Source organism: Candidatus Albibeggiatoa sp. nov. BB20 (assembly GCA_016744725.1).
In the GTDB taxonomy this organism is placed as follows: Bacteria; Pseudomonadota; Gammaproteobacteria; order Beggiatoales; family Beggiatoaceae; genus Albibeggiatoa.
Genome location: JADGDW010000045.1, coordinates 11,186 through 26,920 on the forward strand (window position 1 = coordinate 11,186; position 15,735 = coordinate 26,920).

The window sequence follows — 15,735 nt, forward strand, 5'->3', positions numbered from 1 at the left end:
CACAAAAAGGCAGTGCAGCCATTGCTTTTAAAGTAAAGCGGCGTGATTGGCTAATAGTTTGATTTAACATTGAATATTCCATATTATTCATCTCTGTATAGGCATTGTTTTAAAACAAAGTTCATCTGCATGATGAGAGTCAGTTATATTTTCCGTGACAGCAAAATGACTTTAATATTATTGTATGGGAAATAAGTATAAAATCTATCATTAAAATTTGAAATTATAGATAAATAACTATAGCAAAATAATATCTATTTATTTTTCAATATAAGCTTAAAAATCCGCCTTTTAGGCAAACAAGATTGATCTTACAAAATGCAGGCAGGGAAGTTCAGTAACAAAGTTATTCCTGATTACCCATCAAATGTAGTTAAAACCGACCTGAGAGTTGATGAACTATAAACTAAAAATATAGAGCAACGGGGAAGAGTAATAAAAAAACAAGTGCAATTTTAAATTGGGTACAGCCTCCCCAAGTCCATAGAGGATTATGGAACAGAAGAATAATGTGAAGAAGCCTTATTTAATTGGGAATTCCCGAGAAGTTATGTATGTTCCAAGTAGGGGAGTAATAGAATGTCGTCAATATTGAAGAATATTGTAGCTTGGATTAAACGTCATCTCAGTTCAAAGCATGAAGTTGTTTCTGTGGTTTTAAAGTCGTTCAAAAAATGGGTTGCAAGCATACTTGTATTGCCATTTGGCTTATGTTGCTTTCAATTTCTCCCATGCCTTATCACATGCTTAAATTGTCTGATGATGACGGGGAATCAGGAAATGATTTAAACCTCCTAATTCTTTATCTGTTTGAGCAAGAGCTAGGAAGTGAAATAATTGAACTATGCGATTTTTTTGAATATCAAAGTACCATTAGTACCACCAAAACCAAATGAATTACTTAAAGTAATATCAATCGGCATTTGACGTGCTTGATTAGGCACATAGTCTAAACCTGCACATTCTGGGTCTGGATTTTCTAAATTAATCGTCGGTGGCGCAACTTGGTCACGAATACTTAACACTGAAAACACCGCTTCTAAACCACCTGCAGCACCTAATAAATGCCCCGTCATCGATTTAGTTGAACTTACCGCAATTTTTTCTGCTGCGTTACCAAATGCCCGCTTAATTGCCATAGTCTCAATCTTGTCACCTGCGGGTGTCGATGTACCATGTGCATTAATATAATCAACTTGTTCTGGGTTAATCTCAGCATCTTTCAAGGCATTGAGCATACAACGTTTTGCACCATCACCATCTTCAGCAGGCAATGTCATGTGAAACGCATCACCACTCATACCATAGCCAACAAGTTCTGCATAAATTTTCGCGCCACGCTTTTTAGCATGTTCATATTCTTCTAAAACCACAACCCCAGCACCATCACTCAACACAAAACCATCACGGCCAGAATCCCAAGGACGGCTAGCTAATTCAGGTGTCTCATTAAAGTGAGTTGATAATGCACGTGCAGCACCAAAGCCACCTAAACCCATTTCAGATGAAGCCATTTCAGCGCCACCTGCAATCATCACATCCACATCGCCATACACAATTAAACGTGCAGCATCACCAATATTATGCGTACCAGTGGAACAGGCAGTAACAATTCCATAGTTAGGGCCTTTAATACCATATTTAACCGACAAATTACCCGCAATCATATTGGTAATATTGCTCGGCACAAAGAAAGGAGAAATTTTGCGAGGGCCTCCCTTTAAGAAAGCAGAATGTCCTTTTTCAATACCGGGGAGTCCGCCAATGCCAGAACCAATTGCAACTCCAACCCGATCTGCATTATCTTCAGTAATTTCTAAACCTGCGTCTTCAATTGCTTCACAACTGGCTGCGATCCCATAATGAATAAAGGGATCCATTTTTTTCGCCTCTTTTGCTGGCATATACTGCGTGACATCAAAGCCATCGATTGTTCCTGCAATCTGACTTGAAAAGCGTGAGGCATCATAAGCAGTCATTTTTTTTATGCCACTTTTACCCGCTAATGCCGCTTCCCAGCTTACTTGCACGTTTAAACCCAATGGCGAAATTGCACCCAATCCTGTAACAACAACACGTTTATATTTCACTGCGCTACCCCAAAATACAAAAAGGCCGGTATCACCGACCTACATCATTCTTAAAATGGAGTGCAAGTATCGTGAACCGAAGTCCTCGTTGGTTAAACCAAAATGCTTGTACTCCAAATCCAAACTAATGACAACACTAATCTTCTAAGTGTTTGTTAATATAGTCAATAGCTTGTTGAACTGTTGTGATTTTTTCAGCTTCCTCATCAGGAATTTCACACTCAAATTCTTCTTCTAAAGCCATGACTAATTCAACAGTATCTAAAGAATCTGCCCCCAAATCTTCTACGAAAGAAGAGCTGCTTTTTACATCTTCTTCTTTAACGCCTAATTGTTCAACGACGATTTTCGTGACACGTTCTTCAATGGTTGCACTCATGCCTAATTTTCCTCCAAAAAGCAGTTAGGACTGCTTAAGTTTAACTTAACGTTCAGTTGGTTGACAAAATTTGCTGCGTTGGCATTATGCCATATACATGCCGCCATTCACATGCAAAGTTTCACCTGTAATATAACTTGCTGCATTCGATGCTAAAAATACCACCGCTGCAGCAATGTCTTGCACATCCCCAGCTCGGTTCAGCGGGATGTTTGATAATAAATTATTTCGATATTCTTCTGGCAATTTCTGAGTCATATCGGTATCAATAAACCCCGGTGCAATCGCATTAACTGTAATCCCACGACTGCCAATCTCTTGAGCTAATGATTTAGTAAAACCAAGCACACCCGCTTTTGATGCTGAGTAATTGGTTTGACCTGCATTACCTGTTAAGCCTACTACAGAAGTTAAGGTTATAATTCTACCATGTTTTGCTTTCATCATTGCACGCAAACATGCTTTTGACATACGGAACGTGCCGTTTAAATTGGCATTAATCACATCTGTCCATTCATCATCTTTCATACGCATGAATAAATTATCGCGGGTAATCGCCGCATTATTTACCAATATGCTAGGCATTTCTTTGCCTAAATCTTTAAATAAAGCAGCGACTGATTCACTCTGTGCAATATTTAAAACTTTGCCAACACCCTCAATATTGTTGTCTGCTAAATATTGACTGATGGCTGCCGCACCATTTTCTGATGTGGCCGTACCATACACTTTTGCACCTGCTGCACCTAATGCTAAAGCAATCGCTTGACCAATACCACGACTTGCACCTGTTACTAATGCGGTTTCGCCAGTTAAATCTAATTTCATGCGTCGTCCTCCGCCGCTTTAGCTAAGGCTTTGTCTAAACTTTCAGGATCGCCTAATGGCATCGTGACCATGGTTTTATCAATACGTTTGTTCAAGCCTACTAATACCTTGCCTGGCCCTGCCTTAAAGATCGTATGCACATTATTGCTTGCCATCAATTGGATGGTTTCTACCCAACGAACAGGATGATGTAATTGTGCTTGCAATGCGTGTCTAATATCATCTGGATTATCATGACAAGTCACATTGAAATTATGAATCACAGGAATTTTCGGGGGGCTGATATTGGTTTCTTCCAATTTTTCCGCCATTTTTTCCGCCGCAGGTTTCATCAATGCACAGTGGGAAGGCACGCTGACATGTAATAAAGTGGCTTTTTTTGCCCCTATGTCTTTGGCTATACGCGCAGCACGTTCAACGGCTATTTTATGTCCAGCAATAACGACTTGACCGGGAGAATTAAAATTCACTGCACTCACCACATCGTTTTCCGCAGCTTGAGCACAGGCTTCAATCACTTTGTCATCTGCCAGTCCCATAATCGCAGCCATTGCCCCTGTTCCTTCAGGCACAGCTTGCTGCATGAATTGTCCACGATGATGCGCTAACATGACCGCATCGGTGTAACTGATTGATTGGGCACAAACTAAAGCGATATATTCCCCAAAACTATGTCCTGCCATGATTTTAGGTTGAACGCCGTCTAAGTCGTTCCAAATCCGCCAAATAGCAATACCTGCTGCTAATAATGCAGGCTGGGTTTTTTCAGTTTGTCCTAGCTCTTCAGCAGGCCCTTGTTGTGAGAGCTTCCATAAGTCATATTTTAAGACCTCTGAAGCTTCTTCGAACGTTTGTTGAACAATAGGGTAAATGCTAGCCAATTCTGCCAACATGCCGACTGTTTGTGAACCTTGTCCGGGGAATACAAATGCGTGTTTCATTGTTTGGTTATAAGCTTTTTTAGGTTTAAAGTTTTTAGTGTTCTAATTTTTTCTTAATTTCAATAATATCTTGTTCTGATAATTCTGTAATTGATGTAATAAAGGCAATATCCATATCTTTAAATAATAAGGATTTAACCATTCTTTGTTTTTCTTCTTGTATACCTTCAGCTAAACCTATCTGAATACCTTGATTTCTCAATACTTCATGCTCTTTTTGAATGGCTGTTAATAACATTTGTTTAACCTCATTCTTATCTTGATATACTCGATTGAGTGCATCATAATCCGCTTGTTCATGTCTGCCATGAATCACCAGTTGTTCAAACCAGTTTAGCAGAATTGAGATGGCTTTTTTATCCTCAGCCTTATCAAATACAGTTATTAACTCTTGTTTTAATAAATTAATATCATAAGTGTGCTTCAGCTAAAAATAAAGTTGAAACCACATTTTTTATATTGAGTAAATCTTGTTTGTTAAACTCATTTTCTGCAATTTTAAAATAAGCCAGATTCGGTATATATGTATCAAATAAATCAGCATGTTCAATTAAATCTTTAATATTTGTTGGTGCTGTCCATTTTGCATCACCGTTATATAACACAATTGGAAATATCGGTGGTAATAAAGTTGCATTTTTATGAGCTGCAATATAATCCATATAAAAATTAGTAATGTAATTCAATACACGAACAGCCATAAAGCGTTGTATTGTGGACTGAAATTCTACTAATATTAAAATATATGCAGGCAAACGATTTGGCTGTTTAAAATGGATTTTATAAATAATATCGCTTTCAGCTTCTTTGTAATGTGCTGAAACAAAAGATTTATCCAGTTTCTCACAATGCTCAAAATCTAAATCTTGCACCCAATCTAAATGAACAAAAGTTTCTAATAATTCTTGGAAAATAGCTTTATTTGAAAACAGTTTTTTATAACCACAATCATGGATATTCATAAAGTTAAAACTTCAACAACACTGCACCCCAAGTAAATCCACCGCCAATCGCTTCTAGTAATAAGGTTTGACCTTTTTTAACTCGTCCATCACGTACCGCAATATTCAGGGCTAAAGGCACGGATGCCGCTGAGGTATTACCATGTTCTGAAACTGTGGTGACTACTTTTTCCATTGGGAAATGCAATTTCTTTGCGGTGGCACTGATAATACGCATATTGGCTTGATGTGGGATAAACCAGTCAATTTCATCTGCTTGCATATTATTTTCAGCAAGGGCTTCTTTAACCACTTTGCTTAACTGGGTCACAGCAAACTTGAAGACTTCAGTCCCATTCATTACTGTGAAACCACTGCCCACAATTTCACCTTGATTAACTTGACCACCGACAGTCAATATATCTTTGTGACGACCGTCAGCATGAAGATGAGTTGAAAAAATACCAGGTTCAGCACTGGCTTCTAAGACTACCGCGCCTGCACCATCACCAAATAGCACACAAGTACCACGGTCTTTCCAATCTAAAATTCGAGAATAGGTTTCCGCACCAACCACTAAAGCCCGTTTTGCAGAACCTGTTTTAATAAATTTTTCTGCTATCGTTAACGCATACACAAAACCGCTACACACCGCTTGTACATCAAACGCAGGCGCACCAATGCAACCCAGACGTTCTTGTAATAAACAGGCGGTGCTAGGATAAATTCGGTCGGGAGTAGTGGTGGCTAAAATAATGAGGTCTATATCTTCGGGCTGACATTGCGCCATTTCTAATGCTTGGCGTGCTGCATGTTCTGCCATATCACAAGTCGATTCATTTTCACCTGCAATATGCCGTTGCTTAATACCTGTACGCTCGACTATCCATTCGTCATTGGTATCAACTATTTTTTCTATATCAGCATTGGTTAAGATTTTTTCGGGTAAATAGCCGCCTGTGCCAATAATTTTTGCATATTGACCTTCTTTGCCTTGATACATAGCTACCCCATTTTAATTTTGTGTCAATAACGTGGCTAATTGATTGCTGATACGTGCAGGGACATTTTTCTCTACTTCAACAATCGCCTCTTTAATTGCCTGCGTAAATGCGACCACATCCGCACCACCGTGACTTTTAATCACAATACCACGTAAACCCAATAAACTCGCACCATTATAACGACGTGGGTCAATTTTGCGTTTTAAATTTTTAATTACAGGTAGGGCAACCAAGGCAGCAAAGCGTGCATATAAATTTCGGCTGAAACTTTGCTTTGCATAATGTGTAATCACTTTGGCGACTCCTTCGCTAGTCTTAAGCGCGACATTGCCGACAAAACCATCACAAACCACGACATCAGCCGTGCCTTTAAAAATATCATCACCCTCGATGAAACCAATGTAATTAATTGGTAATTCTGTGAGTAATTTAGCCGTTTCTTTGACCTGCTCATTACCTTTAATTTCTTCTTCACCAATATTTAATAAACCCACTTTTGGATTTTCAATATTATCAACAGCACTGGTTAAAATCGAACCCATCACTGCAAATTGCAATAAATGCTGTGACGTGCTATCAACATTTGCTCCCAAATCTAACATGTGGGTATGTCCATACATAGTTGGAATCGTGGTGATAATTGCAGGACGGTCAATCCCCGGTAAGGTTTTCAATACATAACGTGCTGTCGCCATCAACGCACCTGTATTACCCGCACTGACACAGGCATCGACTTCACCTGTTTTGACCAAATTAATCGCCACCCGCATTGAAGAATCTTTTTTCTTTTTCAGCGCAAACGATGGTTTTTCATTCATTTCAACCACTTGGGAAGCATGATGAATTGTAATACGTTGGCTTAATTTAGCTGGAAGTTTTCCTAGTTTTTGCTTTAATACGTCAGCATCTCCAACTAATGTGAGATCCAAATCTTTATATTCACGGAGGATTTGAAGCGCAGAAGGGACAGTGACCTCTACGCCAAAGTCCCCACTCATCGCGTCTAAAGCAATACGAGGAGTCAAACCTTAATCGTCCTTGCTAGGTAAAACCTTACGACCACGATAATAGCCATCTGGAGAAATGTGGTGACGCAAATGTACTTCACCTGTTTGTGTATCTTCAGATAATGTTGCTGCACGTAATGCATCATGAGAACGACGCATACCACGTCTTGAAGGTGATTTCTTATTCTGTTGAACAGCCATTAGATTACTCCGACTTTATGTAAGGACTGGCAGCCCTAATCATTTTTTAAATTTTTTAACACACTAAATGGATTGCTATGCTCTCTAAACTCTTCCCACTGTTCCGCTTGTTGATATTCATTCTTAGGACAAACATCATGATTTGCGATAATAGGCAAGGCCAAAATTAGCTCATCTTCTACAAGTGAAATCAGTTGAATGGGATTGTGCTCTAGCTCTAAAGCATCATATCCACCAGGTAAGTCATTTTCTGTATGTCGTTGAGTCAAAATCATTAACCCAACTTTTTGATTAACCACCCAAGCGACAGGTTTTAAGCAGCGTTGACAAATAAGCCCAACTGTTGCGCCGATATGCCCTTGAATCAAGTGATGATTATCTTCGTCTTGAGTAAAGTGCCATTCAAATAAAGCTTTGCCTTGTTTATCATTCAGGCTGCTTTGCAAACGCGGCATATCATCAAAATCTATCTCACCTTTTAAGACAACTGATTGTTGTGCAAGGTGAATTGGGTCTATTTCTTTGGGTAAGTCATTTAACATGAGGCGGGAATTCTATAATAAATGGGTTCGCTTATCAAGCACGTTATTTTATGATGTTAAGTTGGCTATTTCAAACTAAAAATAATGAAACTGACAGGCTCTATCTTAAGTGGATATGCTTAACTCAAATTCTAACATTTATTTAGTGACTTTTATATTTAAGCCAAGATCACCATATTTAAGCTTTAAAGGTTTGATTTTGAGCAATAGAAAAATGCTACAATAAGCATATAAAAATAATAATCATCTCATAGTAGCATATCACACGTTATACCACCTCGATGAAGAATACATCACAAATACAGCAAACTGAATTGGATGCAGGTTTTGTTTTGCCTTCTGGTTTTCCATTTTTGCCAGATGAGCTAGAAACTCGGACTGAATTTAAACAGCGTCTACATGGTTTATTAAAACATCCTATTATTGCAGGTCATGCCCAGCTTGTGACTGATAGTTATAATACAGTGTCTCAAGCATTGCCTATCCAAGTGACATGGGAACAATGGGCGCTGCCGTTTCAAGATCAAGCGGGCGATATTCATTTGCGTTTACAGGACTCACAGATTGAGCAGTTAAATAAATCTAGTTCATCTCATCCCGTTTATGCGCAACTCAAATTAGTTGAAAATGGCAATAAAAAAGAGGCTAAGCCAGATAATATTATATTTAAAATTACAGGATTGCATTTAAAAACTAAAAATTATTTAGTACCTATTTACCATCAATTACCGCCAGCTTTATTGTATAGTTTGGAAGCGCATCAGAATTGGACTAAAGCGGTCAGTTTTACCCAGCATGATAGTTTAATGCTTGCTTCAGCCAGCGAAGATAATACGATTCGTTTGTGGCAAGTTGGAAGTGGGCAACAGCCAAATGTGACATTTGAAGCGAAAAGTGGGGTGAATTCTATTGCGTTTAGTCCTGATGGGAAGTTATTAGCTTCGGGCAGCAATGATACATTAATCCGTTTGTGGAATGTAGAAACAGGACAAGAGCATCAGATTTTACAAGGTCATGAATATACTGTTTTTTCAGTTGCATTTAGTCCTGATGGTCAAGTATTAGCTTCGGGTAGTGTGGATAAAACCATACGCTTGTGGGATGTGCAAACAGGTCGAGAATTATTTACCTTGCGTGGTCATGATGGCTGGGTTTTTTCAGTTGCCTTCAGCCCCGATGGACGTTATTTGGCTTCAGGCAGTCGCGATAAAACCGTAAAATTATGGGATGTGAGCAATGGAAACGAATTATTAACATTGCCTCATCAATCAAATTGAAGGCTTATATAGTAGTTTCGTTATAAATTGTTACAGATATAGTCATTTTATTCTAAAGTGATACAGGACTGGCAGTCCTCGATTTTGAAATTGATTGATATTTAAAGTGTAAAAGGACTGCCAATCCTAACACATAAACCGAAATTGACTATATTAATCTTAAATGGTTATAGCTATGCAAATAAAAATTCTCATGTAACACTATAAGAAGAAAATCACTGTATATCATAAGTATTCAATTTTTGCAGTTGTCCAAACGATGCTGGCAACTTTTTTAGCTCGTTATTATCTAATCCTAATCTACTCAATTTTTGCAATTGTCCAAACGATGTTGGTAACTCTTTTAGTTGGTTTTTATATAAACTTAAATAATTTAAGCTTTGCAGTTACCTAAACGACGTTGGTAGCTCTTCTCTAAACCCAGATGCAAACACACTTGTGTTATAACTGGTGGCAGGGTTCATAGCATAACGCTTGAACAATTTGCTTAGGTTAATACTATGATTATTAATGTTAAAACCGCTATTATTGGAGTCTACCATGCAATCCAACATAAACATCTTCCTCGCTATATAGCTGAGTTTTGCTACTGCTTTAATTGATGGTTTCAACTTGAACTTTAGTTTATGTTGCTCTCAGAACTCCTCCCTTGCCTTATCATCTTCTTAATTTTGGCTGATCATTATGAGTAAGCAGGAAATTTTTTATGGTGTAATCGTATAAATATCACCATATTGTACTTGTAATCTAAACATATTTTGTAATGGAATTTCTAATAGCCACGCCAAAATAGCTCGAACCACTCCAGCATGAGTCACGATGGCGACGGTTTGGTAATCTTTAGTCGATAGCTGTTCTACAAACTCTGTTACACGTTGATAGAGCTGCACAAAACTTTCACCTTCCTCAGTTTGTACGTTGACGAAGTCATCTAACCATAAACCGAATTGTTTTGATTTAATGTCATCCCAGTTTTTTAACTCCCAAGCCCCAAAATTCATTTCTAATAAGCGGCTATCTTTTTGATAAAATTGGGTTGGAATCGATTGGGCTAATTGAGTACAGCGTGACAGCGGGCTGCTAAAAACTGCATCATAGTGAGAATAAAGCCGCGACAAAATAGCTTGTTTCTCAGTCTCAAATGAAGTTGCTAACGATATATCAGTTTGTCCATAACAAATGCCCGTAGCAATATCAGGTTTGGTATGGCGAATTAAATGAATTTGCATAAATATTCCATATCACAATCTTTTTATTTAAAATCTATTCAATATTATTACTCGAATTCAAGTGAATTTTTTCTATATTTAAATAAATATTTTTTATTATCTAAAAACATCAATGCCAGCCGAGGGTATTTGCTATGACAATTGGACGTAAGCTCGCTTTAGGGTTTGGTTTTTTACTCATCATGTTGGTTGCTGTTGGCTCAGTGATCTATGTGCTGAATGATATTGTGTTGGGTAAAGCACGGGAAATGAGTCAGGATGATGTCCCAGGGGCGATTCTGTCTTTATCGCTATTGGATGAAATTAGTGATATGAATACCAGCGTACTCAAATACATCATAGGTAAAGGCAGAGAAAAAGATGGTTTTGAGAAAAATAAACAAGAATTTATTGATTTTCTTGAAGAGCTTAAACCCTTGGAGTCCAAAGAGGATGAGAGTAAGGTCATACGACGTATTGAATTCTTATTCAATAAATATGTGACAACCATTGAGCAACAAATTTTTGAGCGTTATAGTCCTGATGTTGAACATTGGGCAATCAATCAAGCCCATCGGATTGAGAGTGATGGCGATGTACTTGAACGAGTGCTGAAACAAGCCAGTCAAGCTGAAATGGATGATTCATTTAAATCAACAGATATGCAAGAAGTGATGAATGATGATTTACCGGGGATTCATAATTATTTGTCGTTAGTGGATGAAGGTGGGGATTTAATTAATGACTTACTTGAATATGTTTCAGGTGATGAGGAAGAGAAAAATGAATTTGCTGGAAACGCGGCTGAATTTGAGAAATATTTTAATCAATTAAAGCCTTTAGAAACAAAACCACATGAAGTTGAGAACCTAAGACAAATAAATGATTTATATAACAAAATAAAAAGAGGGGCGGCCGAAATTTTCGAGCGTTATCATCCTGCAAATAAAGCGGATGCGATCATCATTTTAGATAAATTGGAACAAGATATAATCAATGAACTAGAGGATATTTTAACTAAATTAGCGGCTGGGGAAAAACATGACGCGCTGACCGCAACTGAGGAAGTGATTTCGATTTTAAAAGATATGACTTATACCATGCTGGTGGTTATTTTCATCGCTATTATTATTGGTACGGTGGTCAGTATTGCCTTGTCACGTTCAATTAGTATTCCACTTTCAATTATCACTCGAAGTGCGCAACAGCTTGCCAATGGCGACATGAGCCTAAAAAATATTGAACGCGAACAAATGCAAAATATCATGAAGCGCAATGATGAAGTCAGCGAAATAGGCAAAGCATTTGATGCACTGACCCGATATTTCAAAGTGGTGATTAAAGATATTGTTGATATTTCTGAAGGGCTTGCAGCGGGTAATATGCAAATTGCGCCACAAGTTGAATACCGTGGAGATTTTATTCAAATCAAACAAGCATTAGATATTGCACTCAGAGATCAGCGCAGTGTGATTGAAGATATTGTACATGTCTCGCAAGCGTTGGCTGAAGGCTCAGAGAATGTGAAAGCCCTTGCAGAATACCGTGGAGATACGATTCAGATTAAAGATGCCTTAGAGACGGCTGCAACCAAACTAGCGGAAACTGCGTCTCAAAATGCGGCACAAGATTGGTTGAAAACAGGACAATCTCAGCTCAACGAGCTATTAACAGGTGAGCAAGATTTTCAACGTTTGGCAAAAAATAGTATTAGCTTCCTCACCACTTATATTGATGCAGCAATCGGTTTGTTTTATTTATTACAAGAGCCTAGCGATGAGCTTGATAATAAGCAACTGCCTAGCAAATTCCAGCAAAAATCGTATTTACAACTGATTGACAGCTATGCTTACACCCGCACTGATGAACGCCCAACAATGTTTTTAATTGGTGAAGGTCTGGTTGGACAAGCCGCTTTAGAGCATAAATTGATGAGTTTTAGCCGTCGATTTGAGGAATGTGTACCTATTGTGCAATCAGGTTTAGCCGATATGTTGCCAAGTCATGTAACGATTGTGCCGTTTTTATATGAAAATGAATTAAAAGGAGTGATTGAAATTGGTTCAACTCATGCCTTATCTGCTATTCAGCGTAACTTTTTAGAACAAGCGATGCCCAATATCGGTGTTGTGGTGAATACTGCTAAGTCACGTGGACAAATGCAAGTATTACTTGAGCAAAGCCAACAACAAGCCGAAGAATTACAATCCCAGCAAGAAGAATTACGTTTACAAAATGAAGAGTTACAAAACCAATCTGAAGAACTGCAAGTCCAGCAGGAAGAGCTGCGTGAAGTTAATGTCAATTTAGAAGATCGTAGTGCTCAATTGGAAATTCAGAAACAGGATATTCAACAGAAAAATGCCGCGTTGGAACATAATCAAGCCGAAATGGAAAAAGCCCGCCAAGCGATTGAACTGAAAGCTCAAGAATTAGAACTTGCCAGCCGTTATAAATCCGAATTTTTGGCGAACATGTCACATGAATTGCGTACACCTTTGAATAGTTTATTGATTTTGGCGCAAATTTTAGCGGATAACAAAGCGGGTAATTTAGATAACAAACAAATTGAATATGCTCAAACGATTCACAGTGCAGGCTCGGACTTGTTGACCTTAATCAATGAAATCCTAGATTTATCTAAAGTTGAATCAGGCAAAATGCAGGCAAATGTTGAGCCGCTGATACTCAATGAATTACTGGAAAAATTGGAACTAAAATTCCGTCATGTTGCACAACAACGACAGGTCGATTTCCATATTGATGTTGCAGAGCAAGTCCCCGCTACACTTCAAACTGATACGCAACGCTTACAACAAGTGATTAATAATTTACTATCTAATGCGTTTAAATTCACCGAACAAGGCGAAGTGCGGCTGATAATTGAATCGCCTGAGCCTAGTGAAATAGCCCATACGAGATGGCTTGTTGATGACATTGTTGCCGTTCGAGTTAAAGATACTGGGATTGGGATTCCAAAAGATCAGCAAGGATTGGTTTTTGAGGCATTTCAACAAGTCGATGGCGCGACCAATCGCAAATATAATGGGACGGGATTAGGGCTTTCGATTTCACGTCAATTGGCACATTTGCTTGGTGGTGAATTGAGGCTTAAAAGCGAACAAGCTCAAGGCAGCACTTTCACCTTGTATATTCGCAAAACTCTAAAACCCCAACAAGTTGAAGCTTCGGCTATTGATACGATTTCATCCATTGTCACGGTACAAGATTTGATGCCTAGCAGTAATGCCTCATTATCTTCGTTAACGGATGAAGCCTTATTTTCACCTAATGAAATTTATAAAGATGATCGCGCCGATTTATCGGAACAAGATAAAACCTTACTGGTGATTGAAGATGATGATAATTTTAGCGATATTTTATTAGAACTGGCACATGAAAAAGGCTTTAAATGTGTGATTGCCTCTGATGGGCGTATGGGGCTGCGTTTGATTGACGAATATAATCCCAGTGCGATTATTTTAGATATTGGTTTACCCGAATTGGATGGCTGGACGGTAATGGATATTCTGAAAAATGATATTCAAACCCGTCATATTCCAATTCATGTGATTTCAGGCTCGGAGCATAATCATGCGGATGCACAGAAACGTGGCGCAATTGGATGTTCACATAAACCAATGAATATACAACAATTAAGTGATGTGTTTACAGTGATTGAGCATTGCATTGAACACATTGAAAGTCAGGTATTAATTGTGTCTGATAATCCGCAACATCAACAGAATATCCAATCGACAATTTACAATGAAACGATAAAAATCGTCGTGCAAACTAATCAAACCGAGATATTAAAAACGCTGGAACAGGCTGAATTTGATTGCGTAGTATTAGATATGGATATGGCAGACAGCAATGCCATTTTGACCCAATTGGAGACATTACCATCCAATCCGCCCGTGATTGCTTACACTGAAAATCGCAGTTTAACTGCCAAAGAAGTGCAATTAATTAATGCGTTAAAGGACAATATGGCTTTAAAACCTGCGGCGAATCAACAGCTTTTACTGGATGAAGTGACACTGTTTTTACACCAGTTAGATCATAATTTATCGGACTCACAACGTGAAATATTGAGTATGGAGCATAATAAAGAGGCTATTTTTACGGATAAGAAAGTGTTAGTGGTAGATGATGATATTCGCAATAGTTTTGCTTTGACCACCGCTTTAGAAGATAAAGATATGGAGGTATCCGTTGCGATGAATGGGGAAGAAGCATTGCAACTCCTTGCTGAAAATCCAAAAATAAATATTGTTTTGATGGACATTATGATGCCACAAATGGATGGTTATGAAGCGATTGAGAAAATCCGCCAACAGCCAAAATTTAAAAAATTGCCTATCATTGCACTCACTGCTAAAGCGATGAAAGAAGACAAATCAAAATGTATCAATGCAGGCGCAAATGATTATCTGGCAAAACCGATTGATACTGAGAAATTACTGTCATTGATGCGGGTGTGGTTGTATCGGTAGGTTGAGGGGTAATAACTGCAACATGAAATCCACACTAATTTTCACTATTGATGTACTAATGTTAAAAAAACTTGTAAAAATAGGTAAAGCTGCAAAGATACTAGGTTCAAGTCCTCCCTAGTTTTGGAAATAATAACCGTATTTTCTGCTCGCTTATATGGTAGTCGTAGCCATAAGAAGTTAATGGACGCTTTGAATGATGTTGTTAGCGCATAAAGTTGAACTGAGACCGACAAAGGAACAAGCTGTCTATTTAGATAAAGCCTACGGTTCACGTCGTCATTGTTATAACCAGCTATTAGCATATTTTAAAGAGAATAAATGGTCTAAATCAGCAGCCTATCAATATTATATCAAAACAATCCGCCCGCAATTCGAATGGTATACAGAAGTTTCAAGCCGAGTAACTCGTAATGCGATTGACGATTTGGACAACGCTTTTAAACATTTTTTTAGACGAGTTAAAGCCAAACAAAAAGCAGGATTTCCGCAATTTAAAAAGAAAGATGTCAATGATTGTTTTGCATTACGAGAAAAAGCTAAATTTGATGTTGATGGACGTATGTTGCGAATAGAAAAACTCAAAACAAAAATACGAATGCGTCAAAAACTGCGTTTTGATGGAATAGCTAAACAAGTGACTATCAGTAAAAAAACAGGGAAATACTTTGCATCTGTTTTAGTTGAAACCCAAGAATACAACCCAAAGGATGTTGAGCGTCAACCCAGTGTTGGTGTGGATTTCGGGATTAAAAGTTTAGCCACTTTAAGTAATGGAGTGGTTTTTCCAGCTAACCAAAAATTAAAAGTGAGTCTTA

General features: G+C 38.1%; 14 protein-coding genes and 2 pseudogenes. 5 read left to right on the forward strand and 11 right to left on the reverse strand.

The annotated features are described in order from the left end of the window. Positions 1–842: 842 nt before the first annotated feature. The 10 genes from fabF to ABXH34_RS07120 all read right to left on the reverse strand — a co-directional run bounded on the left by fabF (position 843) and on the right by ABXH34_RS07120 (position 7,933). Positions 843–2,090: a beta-ketoacyl-ACP synthase II gene (gene fabF, locus ABXH34_RS07075; RefSeq protein ID WP_353571169.1), complete on the reverse strand. Its 1,248-nt coding sequence runs from the start codon at positions 2,088–2,090 to the stop codon at positions 843–845. Positions 2,091–2,226: 136 nt separating this feature from the next. Further along, positions 2,227–2,469 carry an acyl carrier protein gene (gene acpP / locus ABXH34_RS07080; RefSeq protein WP_353571170.1) on the reverse strand — a complete coding sequence of 81 codons (243 nt, stop codon included), beginning with the start codon at positions 2,467–2,469 and terminating at the stop codon, positions 2,227–2,229. A gap of 84 nt (positions 2,470–2,553) precedes the next feature. After that, the gene (gene fabG / locus ABXH34_RS07085) at positions 2,554–3,297 is read right to left on the reverse strand and encodes a 3-oxoacyl-ACP reductase FabG (protein WP_353571171.1); all 744 of its coding nucleotides are present in this window, start codon (positions 3,295–3,297) and stop codon (positions 2,554–2,556) included. Continuing rightward, positions 3,294–4,238, reverse strand: coding sequence for an ACP S-malonyltransferase (gene fabD / locus ABXH34_RS07090; protein ID WP_353571172.1), 945 nt, complete (start codon positions 4,236–4,238; stop codon positions 3,294–3,296). Before fabD ends, fabG begins: the two co-directional genes overlap by 4 nt. Positions 4,239–4,272: 34 nt before the next feature. Then, positions 4,273–4,554: a hypothetical protein gene (locus ABXH34_RS07095; protein WP_353571173.1), complete on the reverse strand. Its 282-nt coding sequence runs from the start codon at positions 4,552–4,554 to the stop codon at positions 4,273–4,275. 94 nt (positions 4,555–4,648) lie between these two features. Further along, on the reverse strand, positions 4,649–5,200 hold the full coding sequence (locus ABXH34_RS07100) for an Rpn family recombination-promoting nuclease/putative transposase (protein WP_353571174.1): 552 nt from the start codon (positions 5,198–5,200) through the stop codon (positions 4,649–4,651). Between the two features lie 4 nt (positions 5,201–5,204). Continuing rightward, complete coding sequence (locus ABXH34_RS07105; RefSeq protein ID WP_353571175.1) at positions 5,205–6,182, reverse strand: beta-ketoacyl-ACP synthase III; 978 nt, start codon at positions 6,180–6,182, stop codon at positions 5,205–5,207. A gap of 12 nt (positions 6,183–6,194) precedes the next feature. Then, positions 6,195–7,208: a phosphate acyltransferase PlsX gene (gene plsX / locus ABXH34_RS07110; protein WP_353571176.1), complete on the reverse strand. Its 1,014-nt coding sequence runs from the start codon at positions 7,206–7,208 to the stop codon at positions 6,195–6,197. 3 nt (positions 7,209–7,211) lie between these two features. Continuing rightward, the gene (gene rpmF / locus ABXH34_RS07115) at positions 7,212–7,391 is read right to left on the reverse strand and encodes a 50S ribosomal protein L32 (protein WP_353571177.1); all 180 of its coding nucleotides are present in this window, start codon (positions 7,389–7,391) and stop codon (positions 7,212–7,214) included. Positions 7,392–7,426: 35 nt separating this feature from the next. Further along, on the reverse strand, positions 7,427–7,933 hold the full coding sequence (locus tag ABXH34_RS07120; protein ID WP_353571178.1) for a YceD family protein: 507 nt from the start codon (positions 7,931–7,933) through the stop codon (positions 7,427–7,429). Positions 7,934–8,214: 281 nt separating this feature from the next. On the opposite strand from ABXH34_RS07120, the gene ABXH34_RS07125 reads away from it, so the two are divergent. Both ABXH34_RS07125 and ABXH34_RS07130 read left to right on the forward strand, forming a co-directional pair. After that, a complete protein-coding gene (locus ABXH34_RS07125; RefSeq protein ID WP_353571179.1) occupies positions 8,215–9,210 on the forward strand; it encodes a WD40 repeat domain-containing protein in 996 nt (331 codons plus the stop codon). A gap of 431 nt (positions 9,211–9,641) precedes the next feature. Further along, positions 9,642–9,889: pseudogene (locus ABXH34_RS07130) on the forward strand (transposase); the annotation flags it as partial. Between the two features lie 25 nt (positions 9,890–9,914). Here ABXH34_RS07130 and cobC read toward each other — a convergent pair. Continuing rightward, on the reverse strand, positions 9,915–10,439 hold the full coding sequence (gene cobC / locus ABXH34_RS07135; RefSeq protein WP_353571180.1) for an alpha-ribazole phosphatase: 525 nt from the start codon (positions 10,437–10,439) through the stop codon (positions 9,915–9,917). 134 nt (positions 10,440–10,573) lie between these two features. Here cobC and ABXH34_RS07140 point away from each other — a divergent pair, with 134 nt between their 5' ends. From ABXH34_RS07140 to ABXH34_RS07150, 3 genes and pseudogenes are all read left to right on the forward strand, one after another. Further along, positions 10,574–14,917, forward strand: a complete 4,344-nt coding sequence (locus ABXH34_RS07140) for a response regulator (RefSeq protein WP_353571181.1) — start codon at positions 10,574–10,576, stop codon at positions 14,915–14,917. 120 nt (positions 14,918–15,037) lie between these two features. Beyond that, a pseudogene (locus ABXH34_RS07145) lies at positions 15,038–15,133 on the forward strand (IS607 family transposase); the annotation flags it as partial. Then, on the forward strand, positions 15,114–15,735 hold a 622-nt coding region (locus ABXH34_RS07150; RefSeq protein ID WP_353571182.1), incomplete at its 3' end, for an RNA-guided endonuclease InsQ/TnpB family protein. The pseudogene ABXH34_RS07145 and the gene ABXH34_RS07150, both read left to right, overlap by 20 nt.